At 59.4% G+C, this 21,402-nt stretch carries 19 protein-coding genes; 9 read left to right on the top strand and 10 right to left on the bottom strand.

Annotated elements, in window-relative coordinates; all coding sequences use genetic code 11:
* Positions 1-51: 51 nt before the first annotated feature.
* The 8 genes from H5P28_RS15270 to H5P28_RS15240 form a co-directional block, all read right to left on the bottom strand.
* A complete protein-coding gene (locus H5P28_RS15270; RefSeq protein ID WP_185676580.1) occupies positions 52-2,475 on the bottom strand; it encodes a DUF4838 domain-containing protein in 2,424 nt (807 codons plus the stop codon).
* Between the two features lie 65 nt (positions 2,476-2,540).
* Positions 2,541-3,503, bottom strand: coding sequence for a KpsF/GutQ family sugar-phosphate isomerase (locus H5P28_RS15265; RefSeq protein ID WP_185676579.1), 963 nt, complete (start codon positions 3,501-3,503; stop codon positions 2,541-2,543).
* Complete coding sequence (gene kdsA, locus H5P28_RS15260; RefSeq protein ID WP_185676578.1) at positions 3,503-4,306, bottom strand: 3-deoxy-8-phosphooctulonate synthase; 804 nt, start codon at positions 4,304-4,306, stop codon at positions 3,503-3,505. Before kdsA ends, H5P28_RS15265 begins: the two co-directional genes overlap by 1 nt.
* Complete coding sequence (locus H5P28_RS15255; protein WP_185676577.1) at positions 4,303-5,874, bottom strand: O-antigen ligase family protein; 1,572 nt, start codon at positions 5,872-5,874, stop codon at positions 4,303-4,305. Before H5P28_RS15255 ends, kdsA begins: the two co-directional genes overlap by 4 nt.
* A 66-nt stretch (positions 5,875-5,940) precedes the next feature.
* A complete protein-coding gene (locus tag H5P28_RS15250) occupies positions 5,941-6,507 on the bottom strand; it encodes a D-sedoheptulose-7-phosphate isomerase (protein ID WP_185676576.1) in 567 nt (188 codons plus the stop codon).
* On the bottom strand, positions 6,491-7,468 hold the full coding sequence (locus tag H5P28_RS15245; protein WP_185676575.1) for a bifunctional heptose 7-phosphate kinase/heptose 1-phosphate adenyltransferase: 978 nt from the start codon (positions 7,466-7,468) through the stop codon (positions 6,491-6,493). Before H5P28_RS15245 ends, H5P28_RS15250 begins: the two co-directional genes overlap by 17 nt.
* Positions 7,469-7,551: 83 nt before the next feature.
* Positions 7,552-7,683 (bottom strand): hypothetical protein, encoded by a 132-nt coding sequence (locus H5P28_RS19920; RefSeq protein WP_281398250.1) that lies wholly within the window; start codon positions 7,681-7,683, stop codon positions 7,552-7,554.
* A 210-nt stretch (positions 7,684-7,893) separates the two neighbouring features.
* Complete coding sequence (locus tag H5P28_RS15240; protein ID WP_185676574.1) at positions 7,894-9,261, bottom strand: UDP-glucose 6-dehydrogenase; 1,368 nt, start codon at positions 9,259-9,261, stop codon at positions 7,894-7,896.
* Positions 9,262-9,425: 164 nt separating this feature from the next.
* On the opposite strand from H5P28_RS15240, the gene H5P28_RS15235 reads away from it, so the two are divergent.
* The 9 genes from H5P28_RS15235 to H5P28_RS15195 all read left to right on the top strand — a co-directional run bounded on the left by H5P28_RS15235 (position 9,426) and on the right by H5P28_RS15195 (position 19,038).
* A complete protein-coding gene (locus H5P28_RS15235; RefSeq protein ID WP_185676573.1) occupies positions 9,426-10,247 on the top strand; it encodes a glycosyltransferase family 2 protein in 822 nt (273 codons plus the stop codon).
* Between the two features lie 98 nt (positions 10,248-10,345).
* The gene (locus H5P28_RS15230; RefSeq protein ID WP_185676572.1) at positions 10,346-10,822 is read left to right on the top strand and encodes a GbsR/MarR family transcriptional regulator; all 477 of its coding nucleotides are present in this window, start codon (positions 10,346-10,348) and stop codon (positions 10,820-10,822) included.
* A gap of 23 nt (positions 10,823-10,845) precedes the next feature.
* The gene (locus H5P28_RS15225) at positions 10,846-11,826 is read left to right on the top strand and encodes an SDR family NAD(P)-dependent oxidoreductase (RefSeq protein WP_185676571.1); all 981 of its coding nucleotides are present in this window, start codon (positions 10,846-10,848) and stop codon (positions 11,824-11,826) included.
* Positions 11,823-13,373 (top strand): lipopolysaccharide biosynthesis protein, encoded by a 1,551-nt coding sequence (locus tag H5P28_RS15220; protein ID WP_185676570.1) that lies wholly within the window; start codon positions 11,823-11,825, stop codon positions 13,371-13,373. Before H5P28_RS15225 ends, H5P28_RS15220 begins: the two co-directional genes overlap by 4 nt.
* A gap of 27 nt (positions 13,374-13,400) precedes the next feature.
* Positions 13,401-14,090 carry a sulfotransferase family 2 domain-containing protein gene (locus tag H5P28_RS15215; protein ID WP_185676569.1) on the top strand — a complete coding sequence of 230 codons (690 nt, stop codon included), beginning with the start codon at positions 13,401-13,403 and terminating at the stop codon, positions 14,088-14,090.
* Between the two features lie 33 nt (positions 14,091-14,123).
* Complete coding sequence (locus tag H5P28_RS15210; RefSeq protein ID WP_185676568.1) at positions 14,124-15,350, top strand: glycosyltransferase family 4 protein; 1,227 nt, start codon at positions 14,124-14,126, stop codon at positions 15,348-15,350.
* Positions 15,347-16,675 carry a hypothetical protein gene (locus H5P28_RS15205; protein WP_185676567.1) on the top strand — a complete coding sequence of 443 codons (1,329 nt, stop codon included), beginning with the start codon at positions 15,347-15,349 and terminating at the stop codon, positions 16,673-16,675. Before H5P28_RS15210 ends, H5P28_RS15205 begins: the two co-directional genes overlap by 4 nt.
* A 50-nt stretch (positions 16,676-16,725) precedes the next feature.
* Positions 16,726-17,847, top strand: coding sequence for a glycosyltransferase (locus tag H5P28_RS15200; RefSeq protein ID WP_185676566.1), 1,122 nt, complete (start codon positions 16,726-16,728; stop codon positions 17,845-17,847).
* 54 nt (positions 17,848-17,901) lie between these two features.
* Complete coding sequence (locus H5P28_RS15195; protein ID WP_185676565.1) at positions 17,902-19,038, top strand: glycosyltransferase; 1,137 nt, start codon at positions 17,902-17,904, stop codon at positions 19,036-19,038.
* A gap of 261 nt (positions 19,039-19,299) precedes the next feature.
* Here H5P28_RS15195 and gmd read toward each other — a convergent pair whose 3' ends face one another.
* On the bottom strand, positions 19,300-20,343 hold the full coding sequence (gene gmd / locus H5P28_RS15190) for a GDP-mannose 4,6-dehydratase (protein WP_185676564.1): 1,044 nt from the start codon (positions 20,341-20,343) through the stop codon (positions 19,300-19,302).
* Between the two features lie 123 nt (positions 20,344-20,466).
* The gene (locus tag H5P28_RS15185) at positions 20,467-21,327 is read right to left on the bottom strand and encodes a hypothetical protein (RefSeq protein WP_185676563.1); all 861 of its coding nucleotides are present in this window, start codon (positions 21,325-21,327) and stop codon (positions 20,467-20,469) included.
* Positions 21,328-21,402: the final 75 nt, after the last annotated feature.

Genomic DNA, 21,402 nt, shown 5'->3' with positions numbered 1-21,402 from the left:
TTCCTGTTAGGGCCTGTTCAGGTAAACGGAAAAGATGGAAAAATGGGGAAATCAGCGAACGGGAACTTTATACAGGGCGATGTCATCCCAGTCAATCCAGTCCCCCGGCCCCTGATTCTGGACCACGAGCGTGATGCTGGCGGTGGCGGCTCCGGCGGGCGAGTCCGCCAGCACGGTCAGGGGCAGCCAGCCGTGTTCCCCGAAAGGCAGCGCGTCCATGTTCCAGGTGCCCATGGCCTTGCCCTTGGCGTCCTGAAAGCGCACCGAGGCAAACACCTGAGCGTCCCCGCTGAGCTTGCCCCGCGCCCACGCCCGCAGGTAGAGCTGCCCGATCCCGGCGCAGGAAAGGCTGCGCTCCAGCCGGAAGTACTCGACCCCCTCGACCCGCAGGCCACCCTCACCCTCGCCGCCGTCCGCTTCGCGGGCGGCTTGGGAGGATTGCGCCAGACGCAGGGCCTCGCAGTTGCGCAGGGTCAGCTCCCACTCGCCTTCGCCCGCCTTGTTGACGACCAGCCCCGGGTAGTCCCTGGCCGTCACGACCGGCTCGGGGATCAGCAGCTCGCCAAAGGACTCGACCAGAACCGGCTCGGCCCCTTCCGGCGGCTCGGTCCCGCGAAAAGTCGGGTTGCTGCGCAGGAGGAAAAACAGCGGCAGGCTGCGCCGCCACTGCCCGGTCATGGCCCGGTTTAGAGCGGACTCCGTGGCCAGCCACTCGGCCGCGTCGGCGGAGGTCACCCGCGCCTGTGAAGCCAGCCGTCGCCAGGTCTGGTAGCGGTTCACAGCCAGCTCCGTCAGGGCGAAGCTGTCCGAGACCCGGGCGATGCGCCGACGGATCAGGTCGCTTTCGGCCAGTGCCTGCGCGTCATCGAGGCAGGCCCGCAGTTCCCGGCACAGTTCCGGCGGAAACAGCTCCGCCTGCGAGGGCGCGGTGAAATACTTGATCCATCGCCCCGGCGGAGGCTGGTCCATCCACGCCTGTTCGCACAGGTCGAAGAACCGCCGCATGGGCACGGCGGCTTCGCCATAGCAACGCTCAAAATACTCGTCCATCAGCACGGCGGGGGCTTTGTCCACGTCCCAGAGCAACTGCGCGGCCAACCAGTATTTCGGGTCGTCCAGTCCGGGGTTGCGCAGCCCCTCGGCGAAAAACGAACGCACGCCGTGCGTGTGCAGATAGGGCAGCGACTCGCCAATGACCGTCGGGTAGTGGCGCGGGATGAAAAACGGGATGCCCTCGTAGTAGTCCCAGGAGCCGAGCTTGTTCACGCCGGTTTTTTCCCAGCGGCGGATGAGCGCCTCGTCCCCGGCGCGCACCTCCGGGTCGAACCACTGCGCCCGGTCGGAGGTCAGCCAGGGCATGATCTGCGGCTGAAGCTCGATCTGCGGCACCTCCTCGGCGTAGTAGTAGGCGAGCTGGGTCAAGACCCGGTCGGCGTACTTGTTGCCCCCCTCGCCGTCCTCAAAGAGCTGGAGCGCCACGGCGTTGGTGAATCCGAAAATGACATCCGAGTAATCCGGCCTCCCCCGAAAATAACGAAACGGCTCGACCACCGAGCGGGTGCGTTCGCTGCGGTCGAAGGTCACGCTGTCGGTGATTCCGAGCGACACGCTCTGCTCGCCGGGGTGCTCATCGAGGGACTTCGCCGCCTGCTGCCCGATATGCGCCTGATAGCCGGGCGAGAGCAGGTCGGGCTGTGGCCCCTTCCCCGTGACCCGATTCGTCCGCCGTCCCCAGGCCTCGGACTGCCAGTCGGGGTTGTCCTTGAAAAGCTGCTGGTCGGTCAGGCGGTGCAGGTTGTGATTATAATAAAAACGGCTGCCCAAGCCGTTGCGCAGCGACCAGTCCTTCTGCTCCGGGCTGAGACTGTGCCCCAGCCGACGCTCTTCAAAGGACGGCTCGACCGCCCGGCCCGAGCGAGGCAAGAGCGCGGGGGCTGTTTCCGGCAGGCTCAGGCCGTCCTCCCCCGGGAAAAGCCACTGCACCCCATAGTGCTCGCGCAGGAGCCAGGCCGCTCCGTAATACGTCCCCCTCGGGGTCGCCCCGACAATCGCCAACCAATCCTCCGCCCCGGCGGGGCGGAGCCGCAGAGGCCGGTACCCCACCCGCCGGGGCCCCACTTTGGGACGCCAGGGACGGTGCCGGATTAATGTAAAACCATCCTCGTCCAGCGCATCCGCCGAGGCACAGCGAGCCGTTTCCCCGTCCGCCGGATAGCCGGGATAGTCCCCACCGACAAAAATCGCCGGGCCGGTTAGTGGGACCTCTCCCCCCGTCACCACCTCGACCCGCTCCGGATAAATCTTCCCCAGCGTCTCCGTCAGCAGGTCAACGGCCTGAGCTTCCTCTTTGGCCGGATCGGCGGGAGCCACGATCGATAATTTCTCCGGCTCCGCCCCGCCGGCTCCCGCTTCCGACAACAGCAGGCCCCCGGCCACCGCGAACAGGCATAGACGAAAAAAGATACGTACGGGCATAGCGTTCGTTTTTGAGAGGGGGGTTAGAAAATTGGCTCAAGGCAACGGACGCCGCCCGCCAACGATCAGCCGAGAATGTCGTGCATGCGCAGGATGCCCGCGAGGCAACCTTTGGCATCCACCACCGGGACCACGTAAATCTGGTACTGTTCCATCAGGTCCATGATCTCTCCGGCCAGAGTCTCGGGGTGGACGGATTTCGGGTGGGCGGTCATGAGCTTGCTGGCCTCGCAGGGGCCGCCCCCGCCGGGCAGCATGGCGCGGCGGATATCCCCGTCGGTGATGATCCCCAACAGGCGGTTTTCCCCGTCCACCACGAGCACGGCCCCGAGGTTCGGGCGACTCATTTCGCCGATCAATTGCTCGAAACTGGCCTGCGCCGGGACCACGGGCATCTGGTCGCCGGTCAGCATGACGTCCGCCGCCGTCAGCAGCAGGCGGCGGCCCAGCGTCCCGCCGGGGTGGAAAAGCGCGAACTGCTCCGGACGGAAATGCCGGGCGTTCATCATGGCCACGGCCAGGGCGTCGCCGATGACGAGGGCGATCATCGCGCTGGTCATCGGGGCGAGGTTGAGCGGGCAGGCTTCGCGCTCGATGGAGGCGTCGAGCACCAGGTCGCAACGGGCGGCCAGCGGGGTGTTGGTTTTGCCAAAAATCCCCAGCGCCTTGGCCCCGATGTGCTTGATCGAAGGCAGCATCTTGATCATCTCGACCGTCTCGGCGCTGTTGGAAACCATCAGGACCACGTCCCCCTTTCCCACCACGCCGAGGTCGCCGTGAAGGGCCTCCGCAGCGTTGATATAGACGGCGGGCGTGCCCGTACTGGCAAAGGTGGCCGCGAGCTTGTGCGCGATGATGCCGGACTTGCCGATGCCGGTCAGCACGATCTTCCCCTCAACCGCTAGCAGCGCCTCGACGAAGGCGTCGAAGTTGGGCCGCATGCGCTCCAGGGTCTCATCCAGCGCAGTCCTGCCGCGCTCGAACACATCGAGCGCGGAGGAGAAATGGGTGCGTTTTTCGGTATTCATCAGGCTTGGATGCGGACGGCGGACCAGACGCGCAGGCAGGACTCGACCAGCGCGGCGAACTGCTCCAGCGGAATCTGGTTCGGGCCGTCAGAAATGGCCTTGGACGGGTCCGGGTGGGTTTCAAAAAACAGGCCGTCGGCCCCCGCGCCGAGCGCCGCGCGGGCCAAGGCGGGCACGAACTCGCGCTGGCCGGTGGTCTTGCCCCCACCCGCGCCGGGAAGCTGCACGCTGTGGGTGGCGTCGAAAACGGTCGGGTGCCCGTAGCCTTTCATGATCGAGAAGGAGCGCATATCGACCACGAGGTTCTGGTACCCGAAGGTCGAGCCGCGCTCGGTCTGCCAGATCTCGGCGGCCTTGGCCCCCTCCAGCTTGTCCACTACGAAGCGCATCTCGGCGGGCGAGAGGAACTGGCCCTTTTTCACGTTGACCACGCGCCCGGTTTGGGCGGCGGCCACCAGCAGGTCAGTCTGGCGGCAGAGGAAGGCGGGCACCTGAAGCACGTCGCAGACCTCGCCTACGGGCGCGGCCTGCTCGGGCAGGTGGAAGTCCGTCGTCACCGGCAGGCCGGTCTTTTCCTTCACCTGCCGGAGACGGGCCAGGCCCTCCTCCATGCCGGGACCGCGCTCACTGCCGAGCGAGGTGCGGTTGGCCTTGTCGAAGGAGCCCTTGAAGACGACGTTCAACTCCGGGTGCGCGGCGGCCAGTTCGGCCAGCTTGTCAGCCACAGAGAAGGTCACGTCCTCGGTTTCCAGCGAGCAGGGACCGGCGATCAGGAGCAGGCGGTTGGGATCGTAAAGTTTCATAAAGAGTCGGTTTCACCTTTATTGGCGAAGCGGGGATTGAGCCGCAGCCAGGTTACAGTCAGGGCCACCAGCAGGCTGACCAGCACGAGGACAGAAGGGTTACTGAGGTTAAACTCAAAGGACGCATGCACCAGCGCCAGCAGGCAGCCCAAGAGAATCATCACATGCTCGAAGGAAACCGCACGAATGTAATACAGGATAAGCCCCAGCCAGGATAACCCCAGTGCCGTTATCAGGCCCACCCCCACGGCCCCCGTTTCAGACGCGAATTGCAGGATGTCACAGTGAGCGTACTGGATGCCAAGGCGGTAAAACCTCCATTGCCCCTTTCTCTTGTAATGCACACGCCATAAAGCGTCATATTCTGGCTTCATTTGGTAGTTGCGAAAAATCCAGCGGTAAGAGCCAGCTCCCCATCCATATGCTGACCGGTCCAGAAACATCTCCGAAGTAGCCCTGGACATCAGAAGACGCATTTGAGACGAACGGTCTAACTCTAGATTGCCATCTTTTTCCTTTATTGTGCTCCTAAAGCGGGCCTCGATCCCTTCGACACCCACAATCCCGACAAGCACGTAAGACGTACCAACCAGTAATACCAGCAAAACAACGATACCGCCAATCAAGGTCCGAAAACTTTTGTGCATTATTATGCTCACGAAGTAGAGCAGAACAAAAGCCAACAAAACAACCGCCCCCATCAGGATCCCGCCACGGGAAAGGCACGCCGCCAGAGTTAGTGCGAGGGACACACCAATCACAAGAAACACAATGCCGGGATGAGACTTCTGCATCCGCCTGTGCGCACGTCGCATGTAGTAAAAATACATCCCTGACGACAATGCAAGAATCGGATAAAAATATGCACCGGCATGATTTCTATACGGATAAGTGCCGAAGAACTCACCATTAGAACTACTATAACTCCACAAAATCATATCCGCACCCGTCAACTGTTGAGCCAACCCCACGCCACCCAAAACCACACCATTCAGGCAAATCAACCAAAATAGAACAATGACTGACCGACGACGACTCAACCCGACCCAAGCCGTACACATCCCCAACAGCGGCGTCGCCCAGTTCATCAGCGAGCGCCAAGCATTGCCAACCGAGAAAGGCGCATCGACGCTCGTCGGCAACCAGTCGATGTGCTTGACCGGAGCCAGCCACCAGGCCGAGCTAAAGTGCGTCCAGCCTTCAATGTCCTTGTGCCCGACGCGCATGGAGGGGTTGAACGCCTGGATCAGGATGAATACCAGCAGTAACAGACCGGCCCAGAAAACCGGAAAACGCAGCAAGCGCCTCAGATACTGCTTCGGCACCTCATCCCGGCGGTGAGCCGGAATGAACAATTGCGCAAAAGTCAAAACACTGATCCCGAACAGGATCACCTGCGGCCACATCCGCATGCTTCCCAGCATCCACGGCCCAAGCATGACCAGCAACGCCAGTCCGATGATCGTGCGCCATTCGCGTCCCGGGATCGGCTCACGCGAGCGGGAACGCTCGGAGCGCTGCCGGAAAGCTGCTACCGGGTCGTGAGCCGTGCTTCTGGAAGAACCCATAGAGATGTAAATACGTTGTTGAGGGCCAAAGTGGTCGCGCCAAGTTCAGTCACTGCCGTGTGCCGATCAGTGCCACTCCTCCTGCTCGACCATTTCGAGCCACTGGTGGAGGATAAAAGTGTGGATCTCCTGAATGCGGGCCGTCGTGCGCGAGGGCACAAGGATCTCGTAGTCGGTCAGGCCGTGGGCCTTCCCGCCGTCGCCGCCGGAGACGAGGATGCTCGTCACTCCGCGCTCACGGCAGACCTCGAAGGCGGCCAGCAGGTTGGAGGAGTTGCCGCTCGTGGTGAAGCCGACAAACACATCCCCCGGACGCCCCAGCCCCTCGATCTGACGTGAAAACACCGCGTCGAAACCGTAGTCGTTGGCGATGCAGGTCAGGACGGTGGCGTCCACGCTCAGGCACAGCCCGGCCAGCGAAGGCCGGTCGCCCTTGTAGCGGCCCGTGAACTCCTCGGCCAGGTGCAGCGCGTCCGCCGCGCTGCCGCCGTTACCGGCGGAGAGTATCTTGCCCCCCTGATGGAGGCACTCGATGATGGCGCGTCCGCTACGCTCGACGGCGGGCAGTTGCCCCGTGAAGGCGGAAAGGACTTCGGCCAGTTCGTTGCGGGCCGCTTCAATGCTGAATTTCATAGTCGAGAATTTCCTTGGGGGTGACGGTAGCGGTGCCGAGCTTGCCGATGGCGATGCCCGCCGCGCGGTTGGCCAGATGAGCGGCCTCCTCGATGGCGGCACCCGCCGCCAGCGCGAGGGTGAGAGTGGCGATCACGGTATCGCCCGCGCCCGACACGTCGAAGACCTCGCGGGCCACGGTCGGGATGCGGTGGGCGACCTTGCCCTCGTCGCAGACGAGCATGCCGTCCGCCCCCAGCGTGACCACCAGGTGGCGCGGGGCGTAGTGCTCCCAGATACCCTGGGTGACTTCGGTCTCGGGAAAGGGGTCGTGCGGGTCGATGCTGATCCCGGCCATTTGCAGGGACTCGTCCCGGTTGGGGGTGATCAGGTCCATGCCTTTGACGTTGAGCTTGCGCTTGGGCTTGGGATCGACCGCGATCAGGCAGCCCCCGGCCTCGCGGAACTCCAGCAGGCGCGAAAGGAGTTTTTCCGTGACCACGCCCTTGGCGTAGTCCGAAACGATAACGGCCTTGGCGGCGGCGATTTTCTTTTCCAGCACCTTTAAACAGGCGTCGCTGTCGAAGGCGTAGGCGTCGCGGTGGTCCTCCCGGTCGATCCGGCAAAGCTGCTGCTGGCGGACCATGACGCGGGTCTTCTCAATCGTCGGGATGCGCTCCGAGCGCCACTGCGACGAGTAAACAATCCCGTTGCGCTCCAGCACATCGAGCAGGATGTCCCCGGCCCGGTCCCGGCCCGTCCAGCCGAAAAGCTCCACCGGCGCGCCGAGCGCGGCCAGGTTCATGGCGACATTGGCCGCCCCGCCCGCCGTATAGGTGTCGCGCACCTGCGCCACAACGGGCACCGGGGCCTCGGGCGAGATCCGCGTGGCGTCGCCCCACAGGTAGTGGTCGAGCATGAGGTCGCCCACCACGAGCACCGGGGTTTCCTTGAAATGATCTAAAAGCTCCTGGCTGGTCATAGCGAATACCGCCTCCGACCGGCCACAACCGCCCGGCAGCGTAAGGGCATCAGCATGGGCAAGGAACGGACGGGTTCAAGTTTTTAGAGCAGGGCGTGCCCTGCACCCTCGGTGCTTCGCACCGTGATGGGGCGCTGCCCCATCGGAGCCAGAAAGGCTCCTGCCCCGTAAGCGTACTGACCGCCCCGGTAGGGAACGGGTGTCGGCTCATCCATGCTGGCACTTTCCCGGAAGGAAGGAGGAGCGGGTAGCGGCCTTTCTGGACGGGTAGGGCACAGCCACTCTATGTCCCGTGCGGTCACGCACCGCGCTGGAAGCCCAGCCCCTCAGGCTCCGGCGCGGCAACGCACCGGGAGGGGGGTAGGAGCCTTTCTGGCTCCGTAGGGGGCCAAGCCCCCTCAATCGGATCAAACGCCGAGCGTTTGCTAGCGTTCGCCGCCTTTGCCGATGCCGTAGGCCTCGAAGCCGATTTTGCGCAAATCCGAGAGGTTCAGGATGTTGCGACCGTCGAAGACGAAGGCGGGCTTGAGCATTTCCCTATAAATGCGCTCCCAGTCGAGGGCCTTGAAGCTGTCCCATTCGGTCAGAATGGCCACGGCGTGCGCGCCGCGGATGGCCACATAGGGGTCGGTGCAAATGTCCACGCGCTCGTCGCCCTCGGCCAGCGCGAGGTCATGACGGATGGTGGCGGGCTCGACCTTGGGATCGTAAACGGCAAGGTTGGCCTGCTCCTCCAGCAAGTCGCGGCAGACGCTGATGGCGGGCGATTCGCGGGTATCGTTGGTGTCCTTTTTGAAGGCGAAGCCAAGGATGGCGATTTTCTTTCCCGAGACGGTGTTAAAGAGCGTGCTCACCATGCGGTCCACGAAGCGGCGCTTCTGGTGCTCGTTCATGGCCACCACCTGCTCCCAGTACTTGGCCACTTCGGGCAGACCGAAGTGCTCGCACAGGTACACGAGGTTGAGGATGTCCTTTTGGAAACACGAGCCGCCGAAGCCGACCGAACTGCGCAGGAATTTTGGGCCGATGCGCGAATCCCGCCCGATGGCGTGGGCGACCTCGTCCACGTTCGCCCCGGTGACTTCGCAGAGGGCGGAAATGGCGTTGATGGAGGAAATGCGCTGGGCGAGGAAGGCGTTGGCGGTGAGCTTGGACAGCTCGGACGACCAGACATTGGTGGTCAAAATCCGCTCGCGCGGCACCCAGTGGGCATAGACATCGACGAGGGCCTGCACGGCCTTGTCGCCCTCGGCGGACTCCTCGCCCCCGATGAGCACGCGGTCCGGCGCGGTCAAGTCCTCGACCGCCGTCCCCTCGGCCAGAAACTCCGGATTGGAGATGACCTGGAAGTTCAGGTTCTTGCCCGAACCAGCCAGAATGCGACGAATCGACTCGGCGGTGCGGACCGGCAGGGTGGACTTTTCCACCACGATCTTGTCCGACTCGGCCACCTCGGCGATGCGCCGGGCGCACAGCTCGACGTACTTGAGATCGGCGGCACGGCCCGCACCCACCCCGTAGGTCTTCGTCGGGGTGTTGACCGACATAAAAATCATGTCCGCCTCGCGGATCGCCTCATCCACCTCGGTGCTGAAGAAGAGGTTGCGACCCCGGGCTTCCTTCACCACCTCGTCCAGGCCGGGCTCAAAGACCGGCAGCTTGTCCGAGTTCCAGGCGTCGATACGCGCCTGGTTGATGTCAACGACGGTGACCGGGATGTCCGGGCACTGCTTGGCAATCATGGCCATGGTGGGTCCACCCACATAACCGGCACCGATACAGCAAATCTTCATAGCAGCAGGGTTTTTCTTTCGGGATTAGGGAAAACTCGCAATGGACCCCATATCGACAAAATTGACAACCCTTTAAATCCGGCCCGTCTCAACCCGCCCGGGAAAGGCCCTACTCCTGTTTCGGGATTGCCAGCGTGAACGAGCGGACTTGAGATAACCGCCTGATGCCCCCCGCACCCGACATCTCGGTCATCATCCTCACGCTCAACGAGGAGCGCGACCTGCCCGGCTGCCTCGACTCCCTCACCTGGTGCGACGACATTCACGTGGTGGACTCGGGCAGCACCGACCGCACAGCGGAGCTGGCCACCGCCGCCGGGGCCACCGTCTCCGTCAACCCGTTCCAGTCCTTCGGCCAGCAGCGCAACTGGGCGCTCGACCACTGCCCGCTCAAGCACAGCTGGGTGCTCTTTCTCGACGCCGACGAACGCATCACCCCTGCCCTGCTGGCCGAGCTGACCGACAAGACCGCCCACGCCCCGGACGGGCTCGCCGGTTACTATCTGTGCTGGGCGCTCATGCTGGGCGAACGCTGGCTGAAGCGCTCGGACAACTTCCCCAAGTGGCAATTCCGGCTCCTGCGACGCGGGCGGGCGCGCTTCACGGACTTCGGGCACGGCCAGAAGGAGGATCAGGTGGAGGGCGAGATCGGCTACATTAAAGAGCCCTACCTGCACTACGCCTTCGGCGGTGGCTGGGAAGTCTGGGAACGCCGCCACCGCAAATACGCCAAGCAGGAAGCCGCCGCCCGCCTCCGCTCCGACGTGCCGCTGAGGCAGATTTTCTCCCGCCACGCCTCCCGGCGTAATCCCGCCATCAAGCGCCTCGTCAGCCGCCTGCCCGGCTGGCCGTCTTTGCGCTTCTTTTATACCTATGTGCTGCGGGGCGGCTTCCTCGAAGGCCGCGAGGCCTGGGAATACTGCCGCCGCCTCGCCTGGTACGAGCGCCTGATCCAACTGGAGATGCGGCAACTGCGACACGGATAAGCCATCCCGAACCCTTCATTGGTCGCCAGTCGTCCCAACCGGGAGCGTCGTTTTTTCTTTATTTCATAAAAAAATGAATTTATAGAAACATCAGAAACATGCAAAAAGAAGCGACCGCTACCCTTCAGGACTGGGAGATCGAACTGCTGAACATCTTTGTCGGGCTGTTCGACTCCTTCGGCGTGCCCAAGTCCGTCGCTCAGATCTATGGCGTGCTTTTTTGCGCGGACGGCCCGCTAACCCAGGAGGAGATCGGGCAAAAGCTCCAGATCAGCGCCGGGTCCGCCTCACAGGGCCTGCGACTGCTGGTGGACATGGGGGCGGCCCACCGCCAGTCCATTCCCGGCCAGCGCGGCAACCAGTTCACGCCGGAACGCTCCATGCGGCGGCTGCTGGGCTATTTCCTCGACGCCAAGATGCGGCCCCGCATGCGCACCGGCAAGGAACGCCTCGAATCCCTCCGCGACCGGCTCCCGGCCGACAACATGCTGGCCCGGAAACGCCTGGAGTCGTTGCTCCAGTGGCAAAACAAGGCGAGCAAACTCCTGCCCGTCATTTCCAAGTTTCTCACTTAACTTTACCAGACCCGTTTTTTCCCATGGACAAGTCACAGCCCATTCTCGTCACCGGCGCCGCCGGCTTCATTGGTAGCAAGACCGCCGAACTCCTGCTCGACGCCGGGCACGAAGTCGTCGGCATCGACAATCTGAACGACTACTACGATGTGCGCGTCAAGCAGTACCGCCTCGACCAGCTCCAGGGCCGCGCGGGCTTCACCTTCGCGCCGATCGACATCGAGGACCTGCCCGCAGTGAAAAAGCTTTTTGGCAAGCACGCCTTCGGGGCCGTCATCAACCTGGCCGCCCGTGCCGGAGTCCGGTACAGCATGGAGAACCCGCACGTCTATATGACGACGAACGCCCACGGCACACTCAACCTGCTGGAGTGCATGAAGGACCACGGGGTGAAAAAGTTCGTGCTGGCCTCGACCTCCTCGCTCTACGCGGGCCAGCCCATGCCCTTCGTCGAGACCCTCCCGGTCAACACCCCGATCTCTCCCTACGCCGCCTCGAAAAAGGCCGCCGAGGTCATGGCCTACACCTACCACCACCTCTACGGGATCGACGTGACCGTGCTCCGCTATTTTACGGTCTTCGGCCCCGCCGGTCGCCCCGACATGTCCATCCTGCGCTTTATCAAGTGGATCGACGAGGGCACCCCGATCGAGCTCTTCGGCGACGGCTCCCAGAGTCGCGATTTCACCTATGTGGACGACATCGCCCGCGGCACCATTGCCGGACTCAAACCGCTGGGCTACGAGATCATTAACCTCGGGGGCGGTAACAACCCCGTCTCGATCAACGCCATGATCGAATGCTTTGAGCAACACCTGGGCAAAAAGGCCACCATCAACCATAAGCCCTTCCACAAAGCCGACATGAAGGAAACCTGGGCCAACATCGACAAGGCCAAGTCGCTCTTGGGCTGGGAGCCGCAAATCGACCCCTTCGAGGGCTTCAAGCGCAGCGTCCAGTGGCATGTGGCCAACCGCGACTGGATCAAAGAGATCGCTCTATGATCCGTGAGCTCAAGCACAGCCTGCACCACAAGGCCCCAAGCCGCCGCAAAGCAACCCTGTGGCGTGTCATTACAAGCTGGACGGATCAAGGCACGCTCATCGTCATCGGCCTGCTCCTGCTCCCCTTGTATTTCAAAATCCTGGGTGCCGAAAAGTACGGCTACTGGCTCGCCAGTGGCGGTATCCTCGTCTGGATCGGCATGCTGGACATGACCGCGATCACCGGCCAGCGGGCCTCAAACGCCTACGGCAAAAAAGACCTAACAACCTGCGTCAGCTACCTGTGGACAGGGCTGGCGTTCAACCTGTTGATCCTGTTGCCCGTCATCTACGCGGGCTATCTGATGGGCGGAGAAATCCCCAACTGGCTCTCCGCTCCGGAATCCTTGTCGCAGGAGCTCACACGCGCCTTTCAGATCGGTGTGCTCGCCGTCGCCATCCAGTATTTCTGCTCCTGCTCCAACTCCTTCCTGAACGCGATCCAGCGTCCGGTCGCCATTGCGGTTGCTCGCCCCATCGCAGCGACCGCCCAGATCGTGACCATCTTCTACGGCCTGTACCATGGGTGGGGCCTACTGGCAATCCCGACCGGCCTTTTGGCCAGAAACCTGATCATCGGAGCCCAAGGCGTTGCCTACTCCTGCTTCCTGGCTTTTCTTCTGGTGCCCCGGCTAGTGGTCTCCCGCCATGTCTTCAAAGACTACTGCAAGACCGGACCGGCGGTCATGCTCAATGTCCTCAGCACAGGGGTCGGCCAGAAAATCCAGCCGACGCTCATCACCCTGTTTCTCAGTGCGGAGGCGGCGGCCGCTTACGATGCCACCCTGCGGGTCGGCATGCTCATCAGCACGACCACAGCCCGCCTCAGCCTGGCCGCCTTTCCGTCCTTCTCGCACTTGCTCGGCAGCGAACGCAGCGAACGTGTCCGTACCCTGCTCAAGAACTGCTACCTGGGGATACTCGCCATTTCCACACTTGGACTCGGAGGCTACGCAGCTTTCAATCAATCGTTCGTGTACCTGTGGTTGCAAGACGCCCCGTTTGCCGGTCAATCCGTTACCCTGCTGGCGGCGATCTGGCTGCTGACCCTCTCTATCGGCAGCTATATCTTCACCCTCTACCTCAGCTTCGGGGCCATCAATGCCTCCATGCTGATCAAGACAACCGGTACCGTGGTCCAAGTCCTCCTGGCAGTCGTGCTGTTAAAGTTCACGCCCCTCGGTCTTCTCAGCCTCCCCCTAGCCGCACTGATCGCCACACTCGGCATGATCGGGCTTAATTTCCATTTCTTCACCTTGGATATCCGCGAGCAAATCCCCAAGCTGAGGTTTCTCGCGCCCCGGGCCCTCGGTGCAATGACATTACTTTTCCTCTCCGGCCTGGCTCCCCTGCTTTGGGTGCCCGGCACCTGGTTGAGCTTCGGCCTTTCGGCAACCGGCTACACTGCCATTGTCGGCCTCGCCCTTCTCGGCATTTATCATAAGGCTCTTCTCTCGCTGATTAAAAATAAAACTCGTACGCCCAAAGTTATGCCGACGGCTCCCTGAAAAATGCCTAAAGATCAGAAATAAATCATGGCCTACCATCAAGAAAAACAGCTGCTATTCATCCACATACCGAAAAATGCGGGCAAGTCCATCGAGTCATCGCTGGACCTCATCGACGGCATCCCCGGTAAACGCAGCTTCCCCAATCGCGTCGCCAAATTCCTGCTGAACAAAACACAAAACCAGACCCTGCGTAAACGTGTCTTTGGGCCCTACGACTACACACTGTCCGGACAGCATCTAACCTACTCGGAGATCGAACTGCTAAACATCATCCCGCCCGCCCAACGCGCCCGGGCGATAAAATTCGCCGTCGTCCGCAACCCTTACTCGCGCGCCCTCTCAACCTATCGCCATTTCAAGCAAAACACAGACCTGGACGGATTTAAGCGCTTTTGGGCCGAGGCCTCAGCATACGCAGGCCAAGACCACAATATCCTTGCCCACCTCCGCACGCAGAAACGCTTTCTCATCGACATCAACGGACATCTCGCCATCGAAGAAATCCTGCGCTTTGAATCATTGGAGCAAGACTACACACAATTTCGCGAAAAGCACCAACTCCAGGGCAAAGCCCTCAAGCACATCGGCGCTGGCGGCAAAATCAACCTTCAGGATTTTTACGACACAGAAGCGCAAGCGTTAATTAAGACCCTATTCGCGGAAGACTTTGAGCAATTCGGATATCAAGCCGATCTTCCCGCTCCCTTCTGCTGAAGCCAAACGCTTTGCTCCCACGTCACTTACACCATGAAAATACTTCTATCGTCAGGCCAGGGACGACTACGTTTTCCAGAATTCGCATTGGCGCTTGTCAAAGCCGGTTTCGACGTTCGTCTGATCACTGGGTATGTCCCCAGACATACCCCCGCCTTCCTTCTCAACGGCATTGGCCGTCTGCTCAAAAAACCGGACCTGCATCGACGCCTGATGCTGCGCTGCCCGGCCGGACTCGCCAGGGACCAGATCGACTGCTGCACCGGGGCTGAAATCCTTGAGGGGATCAGACAAATGTGCCAGCAACTCCACTTGCCCATATGGTCGGACACCTTTACCTGGAAGGCATTTGCCCGCCAATCCCTCAAGTACATCCATGACGCAGACATCCTCCACTTGCGTAGCGGCGCAGGCGGGGCGGGTGTCATCGAAAAGGTCCAACAAAGAGGCATCAAAGTCGTTGTCGCCCACAGCATCGCCCACCCCACCCACATCCGGGACAATCTGGCTCAGGAAGCACAGCATTGGCCCGACTCAAAGGCATCCTACCACACAGCGTTCTGGCAGTTGGTGGAAGACGACTGCAAACGAGCAGACGCCATTCTGGTTAATTCCGAATACGTCAAAAAAAGCCTCCAGCAGTACGGCCTGCAAGACAAGCCCATCCACGTCATCCACGGCCCCGTCTCCAGAAAATTCGCCGTAACACACGAACGCAGCCACACACCCAATCGGCTTCGGCTCATTTTCACGGGTAGTTTTGATATGCGCAAGGGGGCCCGGCTACTCTTACGCGCCATGCAGCAGTTACATGAGCAGTATCCGGGTATCTCGCTCGACGTTTACGGCACCGTCTCTCTGCCACCCGATTGGCTCAGTCAGTGTGAGGCCGCAAACATTCATATGCATGGCCACGTCAGCCATGACATTTTACAACAAGCACTGGCCGAAGCAGATCTGTTTGCATTCCCCACACTCTCTGAAGGTTGCGCCCGCTCCGTCATGGAAGCCATGGCCGCAGGGTTACCCGTCTTGACAACAGAGGACTCCGGAGCCCCTATTGAACACCTTAAAAATGGTTACCTGCTGGAAACCGGTTCCATCGACTCTCTTGTTGAAGGCATCCTCTATGCCTACAACCATTGGCAGGAGGCCAGGCAATGGGGGCAACAGGCCGCCACAGAAGTCGCCGAGCGATACACCGAAGAAAACTTTGCGCTCCAACTCAAAGCGTTTTATGAGCAACTGCTAAAATCATGACAACCCTAAGTATCGTTACCTACATCTTAGGCTTTCTCTTTGGAGTCGGCCAAATGGTGGATATTAATCTCGTTGGTCGCATCACCCTGGCAGACTTCGTTGTATGGATCCCCATGCCCATCTATCTCTATCAGACCCGCCATATCATTTTTTCCAAAAAAGGGGCTCTCATACTGTTCGCGCTAGCCTGCTACCTTGCTTCACTGCTCATTACCAACTGGCTGACGCATAACCCGTTTTTCCTGTCCCTGCGTGGTTTTCTCCGGGTATTTTTCATGGGCGGCTATATGATCTTTTTCATTTGGTTGCTGCAAACCAACCCCAAAGCCCTTTGGGCCGTCATCCTGGGGGCAGCGTTGGGTAGCCCCATCATCATGCTGCGCCCCGGAGCCTGGCTCGAAGAATCAGCCAATAGCGAGGGTTACGGGCTCTGGGCCTCTATTTACTCCAAGATCACCCTCAGTGTTGTCATCTTTGTTTCCTGCTTCGCATATAACTTCAGCCGGACTGTGGCCATCGTCATTATTTTAGTGAGTACCACAGTCCTCAGCCCCTTTGTCCCCCGCTCAGAAACATTGATTGGATTCGCAACGGCTTTAATCCTCACCTACTTGGCCATCTCCCACAGCGGACACTTACGCTCGTTTCAAAAGCTGACGCCGGGACGTTTGGTTTTCTTTGGATGCCTTGGCTGCATGGGCCTACTGATGATTTACTTCATGTATATTTACGCCGCCCCTGCAGGAATACTCGGCCATTACCAGCAAGAAAAGTTTTACGCCCAAACCTCTACGGAATGGGGAGTCACCCCGTGGGGCTTGGTCTTGTCAGGGCGCACTGAATTTGTCGCCGCCACGATGGCTGTTCGTGACCATCCCATCATCGGCATGGGCTCATGGAATTCCTTTGGCTGGGCTCCCTATCTGGTAGATGCCTTAAGACTGGGCGGGGCAAACGTAAGCTCAAATGCGATGGGGGGTTTTTATGGCAGCTACTATTCTCACCACGCCACCTTCTTAGGGGAATGGGCGGAAGCCGGTATCGGCGCAATGATCTTCTGGGCAATAACCGTCTACTGTTCTGTGAAAGTCCTATTCAACATTATCCGCTATGACAATGTCTTCGCTCCCTATATTATCTCCGCACTACTCTACTTCTATTGGAACCTGATGTTCTCTCCCCTCAACATCTCACTACGTATCGGAACCGGTTTAGTTCTAGCCTTGTACTTGCTCCTCTACGCACCCCGCAGCCCCCTGTTCCCCTTCAGCTTTGCCTGGCTTCCCCGACTCCTGAGAAACCAACTCCCCAGAGCACCACGGTAGACTCCGTCAGACTCTTTTCCGAGACACTCTCTGCGAACGAAGAACGCAGCATGAAAATAGCATTCATCACACACGGTAACTTTAAGAAGCATGCCACCCTCAAACGCGCGACCGGCATGGCCGAGCCGCTCATAGATGCCGGCCACGAGGTTGCTATTTTCATGGAGGACTGCCCTGACAATCAGGAAAAAGTGACCCTGGAATGCCCGCGAGCAAAGATGTTCTGGCACCAGAGACAAAAGGCGGGTTGGAAAGAGCAGCGCGCCAAACAAAAAGCTCTGTCACAATGGCAGCCCGACGTCGTCTGGATTTGCGGAGTGGGTCTGCGCAACTGGGTCTTTCGTCCCACCAAAACATGCATCATTCTCGGAGACCATTCTGAGCTTTATTCTGTCATTTCTACCGGTCGCCTGCGACGGCTGTTTTACTGGGGTCTTGAGTGGCTTTACAGTTTATATTTTGATGGTCACATCTGTGCCAGCCGTTACCTGGAGACATTCTATGCCAAACGCCTAAAGCGCTTCGGCAAGAGAAACACTGTCCACTACTCCCCCTATGCCAACAACGACGCGGTAATCTTTCCCCCAAAAGCGGAGGACAATGCCCTGCATGAGCGCTTCGGGGACAAGAAAATCATCCTCTACATGGGCAGCTTTATGCAAGGCTACGGCTTTTGGGATATGCCCACCGCCTTCAAGCGCCTCGCACAAACACGTGATGATTTTGTTGCCGTGATGATTGGTCGCGGTGCAGAAAAGCAAGCCGCGATTGATTGGGTCCGTCAGGAGCAACTCGGCTCGGTCATACACATTGAGGGTTACATAGCAGAAGAAGACCTGCCGTCATACTTTTCCATCGCGCATGCGTTTCTCTGCCCGCTACGCGACATCATTCAGGACTGGGCCCGCTGCCCAAGCAAGCTATTCATGTATTTGCCCTTCCGCCGTCCCGTTGTTACGTGCGCCATCGGTGAAGCCGCTGAATTATTCGGCGAGTCTGGATGCTATTACAATCCAAACGACACTGGCTCCCTCGCCGAAACACTCGCGCGCGTACTCGATGATCCCTGCCAGTTCTCAACCCCCAATCCCGAGGACCATACCTATACAAGTCGCACCAAAGACTTTCTTCAATGGATAGAGAGTTGTTTTCAAAAAAAGAGCAGGAAGTAGCTCCCGGGAACCTCGCCCCGACACGTCACCAACACAATTAATGCCACACCTCGTATGAGCCAGCCATCCCCCTGCTTTCTTAACCCGGAATCGTTCCCCAAGCTCGGTGGACCGTATAAATCCGTACGTCTTTTCCAAAAGGCACTCGGGGGCACCGTTGTCTCTCCGACCTCGGATAGGGAGGAAACAATGCAGACAGCGGATCAGTGCAACACCAAGTACATCTACACCTCCCAACAACACTGGCTGCACGGAGAAACGAAGCGTAACCTCGAGCATCTGCTGTCACAGGCATCTCTGGTCTCCTGTCACCAGATATTCAGGGGGCACAACATCGTTTGTCGCGATATTGCCCGCCGGCATAAAATCCCCTACTGGGCAGTTCCCCATGGCAGCATGGACCCATGGGTATTTACCTACGGACGCCTACAAAAGCAGCTTTGGTACAATATTTTCGGCAAAAACTACTTCAAAGAAGCACGTTTCATCATTCTGGCCACCGAACGCGAACGCGAGAAAATGAGCCAACGCTATAACGGCGATAACATGAGGGTAGTGTACTGGCCCGTCGAACCGCTTGACATCACCAACCGGGAAGCGCACCGCCAGAATTTTAGACAACAGCTCGGCATCCCTCCTGAATCACGGGTATTACTATACTTTGGGCGCTATCACTCCATGAAGCGACCGATGGAGACTCTCCATGCCTTTGCACAAGCACGACTCTCGGAAAACACGCATCTGGTTATGGCAGGAATCGACTACGATGTCAGCCAGCAACAGCTTCTGAACCACAAGGAGAGTCAACAAATTCGCAATGCTCATATTTTAGGCCCAGTTTACGAAGAGCAGAAACTTCGCCTGCTCTTTGGCTCCGATGTTTACATTTCGCTTTCGATTAGGGAGAACTTCAACCATACCGCTGCCGAATCTATGACCGCCGGACTCGCCCTCATCCTCTCACCCGGCAACGACCTCCAGTACTCCTTCCCGCAGGGCAATGATTTCGGGTGGAATCTCCCAAGCGACAGTCAGGAAACCATTATCGAAAGTCTTCGTATGCTGGACAAATCTCCGATCGAAAAAATCCATAAGAAGGGTGAAGCAGCCAGGCAATGGGCACTGGATACGTTAAGTGTCGAGCGTTTTCAAGAAAAGCTACGGTCACTTTATCAGCAAAGCCTGGCGTAGCTTTAGCTTATGTTTCAGTCCAACTCAATGGTATGAATCACCTGCTGGCGCCACGATCGTAAAAGCAGTACCACGGCTGCCGAAACATAGAAGATGCTTGTGGCCGTGGCCAGTATCGCGGGCAAACTGACAAAGAGCACGCGTTTTAGCCGGCACTCCCAACACTCTGCACACAGCAACGTGACGATACGCGGTCAAGCCCGAGTATGCGCAGTTTGACCGGGTCAGCTCTGCCTTCATAGCGGCAAGCGTGCCGCCGGGCTATGCGACGACGCCGGAGTCGAGGTTCTGGTTGGCGATAGCCTCGTTGCAGGCCATTTCCTTTTTGGCCAGGGCGAGGTCGGCATCGACCATAATTTTCACCAGATCCTTGAACTTCACCTGCGGCTCCCAGCCGATGTTCTTTTTGAGCTTGGCCGGATCGCCGATTAACAGGTCCACCTCCGAGGGGCGTTCGTAGCGGGCGTCATACTTGACGTACTTTTCCCAGTCCAGATCGAGCAGGCCGAAGGTTTCCTCGCAAAACTCACGGATCGTGTGCGTCTCACCGGTGGCACACACGTAGTCGTCCGGCTTGTCCTGCTGAAGCATTTTCCACATGACCTCCACGTACTCCTTGGCGTAGCCCCAGTCGCGCTGCGCGTCAAGGTTGCCCAGGTAGAGCGCGTCTTGCAGGCCAAGCTTGATGCGGGTGGCCGCGCGCGTGATCTTGCGCGTGACAAAGGTCTCGCCGCGGCGCGGGCTCTCGTGGTTAAAGAGGATACCGTTGCTGGCGTGCAGGCCGTAGCTCTCGCGGTAGTTCACCGTCAGCCAGTAGGCGAACACTTTTGCGCAGCCGTAGGGCGAACGCGGGTGGAACGGCGTGGTCTCCTTTTGCGGGACCTCATGCACCTTGCCAAACATCTCCGAGGACGAAGCCTGATAGTAGCGGACATTCCCCACGAGGTTGGCCTCGCGAATCGCTTCCAACATACGCACGGCAGCCAGGCCCACGACATCGCCCGTGTACTCCGGGATGTCAAAGGACACACGCACGTGGCTTTGCGCACCGAGGTTATATATCTCATCCGGCTTCAACTCATAAAGCAGCTTCACCAGATGCACGGAGTCGGCCAGGTCACCATAGTGCAGGAACAGCTTCACGTCGTTGACGTGCGGATCCTTATACAGATGGTCGATGCGGCTCGTGTTAAAGGTGGAACTCCGGCGAATGATGCCGTGAACCTCGTAGCCTTTATTTAACAGCAGCTCGGCCAAATAAGAGCCGTCCTGACCAGTGATACCCGTGATGAGTGCGCGTTTCATAGATGATGCAGAGTCGTGTCGAACAGAGAGAAGCCGAAACCATCATCAAAATCCGTCCCCACTGGCAACACTAAAGCCAGCAGAACTCCAGGCAGCATCTGAATCTCATCCCACAACACCGAGTCACAGACCCAACCCCGTGATCTCTATGATCTCCTGGCGCACAGGTGGCAACAGTAGGGACATGGTCAGGTTGCCAAACACGCCGGACCCGACGACGAGGGTATTGGATTTCTCGGGCTTAACAACCCCCGGCTGGTCGGGAAGCAACCGCCCCACGGTCACCATTGTGCCTATCAACTTCCACCCCTCATCTGTATAAGCAAACATTGCACCGCCGGAATCCTGCGAAATCGCCTGAGCTTCAAAGGGCGTTGCTTGCGAGGATGGCGGAGAAAAGTCCGTCACCAGCCACTTGCCCTGGACGGCGGAGATACGGTTTGTGCCCCAGGCCATCTGATACCCCCCCTTGCTGAGCACCCCCGCCATATTCGCCCCCTTCGCATCGGGCAACTCTGTCCATGCCCAAGGCTTGGTTGATTGATCGACCTGCCAGAATGTCAATTTGTCTTCGGAGATACGCCCTGCGCCAATCATGATCACCTCGGCACCCACCTCTGGCGGCTGCGCGGCGATCTTAACCGCGGGCAAATCCAATGCCTCCTTTAGATGAATGAGCTTTAGGTCCGCTCCTTTCACTCTCTTCACTTTATCCACCACTTGCTCGCTCGGCACACGCACACCGTCCAATTCTATCCATTTCGCCGAAACGTGATTTGCGGTCAAAAGCCATCCCTCTCCCAGATAAACCGCCGTCCCGCCATCAACGACAAACATGTTGGCAAAGCCCGGATCCTCCGGCTGACCATCCAGCCCAGTCGGGGCGGTGGTGTTCCCCCCCGGGTTGCCCGCATTAACAAGAGCGTGTGAGCTAAGCGGACTGCACAGACAAAGCGCAGCAACAATAGTTCTAAAAAATGGCATGATACGGAGATTACACAGTCCCCCCAAGATCGTAAACAATTGATTTCCCATTCACCTTCGACCATGCTGCAAGGA

The sequence above is a fragment of the Ruficoccus amylovorans genome, assembly GCF_014230085.1.
Classification (GTDB): domain Bacteria; phylum Verrucomicrobiota; class Verrucomicrobiia; order Opitutales; family Cerasicoccaceae; genus Ruficoccus; species Ruficoccus amylovorans.
The sequence above is the reverse complement of the archived record's forward strand: the minus strand, read 5'-3'. Positions and strand labels throughout refer to the sequence as shown.

What these genes read in the sequence shown, in the direction of transcription:
- H5P28_RS15210 (WP_185676568.1), top strand. Translation starts at nt 14,124, where the DNA reads ATGAAAATACTTCTATCGTCAGGCCAGGGACGACTACGTTTTCCAGAA.
- H5P28_RS19920 (WP_281398250.1), bottom strand. Translation starts at nt 7,683, where the DNA reads ATGGATGAGCCGACACCCGTTCCCTACCGGGGCGGTCAGTACGCTTAC.
- H5P28_RS15185 (WP_185676563.1), bottom strand. Translation starts at nt 21,327, where the DNA reads ATGCCATTTTTTAGAACTATTGTTGCTGCGCTTTGTCTGTGCAGTCCG.
- H5P28_RS15205 (WP_185676567.1), top strand. Translation starts at nt 15,347, where the DNA reads ATGACAACCCTAAGTATCGTTACCTACATCTTAGGCTTTCTCTTTGGA.
- H5P28_RS15240 (WP_185676574.1), bottom strand. Translation starts at nt 9,261, where the DNA reads ATGAAGATTTGCTGTATCGGTGCCGGTTATGTGGGTGGACCCACCATG.
- H5P28_RS15245 (WP_185676575.1), bottom strand. Translation starts at nt 7,468, where the DNA reads ATGACCAGCCAGGAGCTTTTAGATCATTTCAAGGAAACCCCGGTGCTC.
- H5P28_RS15235 (WP_185676573.1), top strand. Translation starts at nt 9,426, where the DNA reads ATGCCCCCCGCACCCGACATCTCGGTCATCATCCTCACGCTCAACGAG.
- H5P28_RS15230 (WP_185676572.1), top strand. Translation starts at nt 10,346, where the DNA reads ATGCAAAAAGAAGCGACCGCTACCCTTCAGGACTGGGAGATCGAACTG.
- H5P28_RS15215 (WP_185676569.1), top strand. Translation starts at nt 13,401, where the DNA reads ATGGCCTACCATCAAGAAAAACAGCTGCTATTCATCCACATACCGAAA.
- kdsA (WP_185676578.1), bottom strand. Translation starts at nt 4,306, where the DNA reads ATGAAACTTTACGATCCCAACCGCCTGCTCCTGATCGCCGGTCCCTGC.
- H5P28_RS15265 (WP_185676579.1), bottom strand. Translation starts at nt 3,503, where the DNA reads ATGAATACCGAAAAACGCACCCATTTCTCCTCCGCGCTCGATGTGTTC.
- H5P28_RS15255 (WP_185676577.1), bottom strand. Translation starts at nt 5,874, where the DNA reads ATGGGTTCTTCCAGAAGCACGGCTCACGACCCGGTAGCAGCTTTCCGG.
- H5P28_RS15270 (WP_185676580.1), bottom strand. Translation starts at nt 2,475, where the DNA reads ATGCCCGTACGTATCTTTTTTCGTCTATGCCTGTTCGCGGTGGCCGGG.
- gmd (WP_185676564.1), bottom strand. Translation starts at nt 20,343, where the DNA reads ATGAAACGCGCACTCATCACGGGTATCACTGGTCAGGACGGCTCTTAT.
- H5P28_RS15225 (WP_185676571.1), top strand. Translation starts at nt 10,846, where the DNA reads ATGGACAAGTCACAGCCCATTCTCGTCACCGGCGCCGCCGGCTTCATT.
- H5P28_RS15195 (WP_185676565.1), top strand. Translation starts at nt 17,902, where the DNA reads ATGAGCCAGCCATCCCCCTGCTTTCTTAACCCGGAATCGTTCCCCAAG.
- H5P28_RS15250 (WP_185676576.1), bottom strand. Translation starts at nt 6,507, where the DNA reads ATGAAATTCAGCATTGAAGCGGCCCGCAACGAACTGGCCGAAGTCCTT.
- H5P28_RS15200 (WP_185676566.1), top strand. Translation starts at nt 16,726, where the DNA reads ATGAAAATAGCATTCATCACACACGGTAACTTTAAGAAGCATGCCACC.
- H5P28_RS15220 (WP_185676570.1), top strand. Translation starts at nt 11,823, where the DNA reads ATGATCCGTGAGCTCAAGCACAGCCTGCACCACAAGGCCCCAAGCCGC.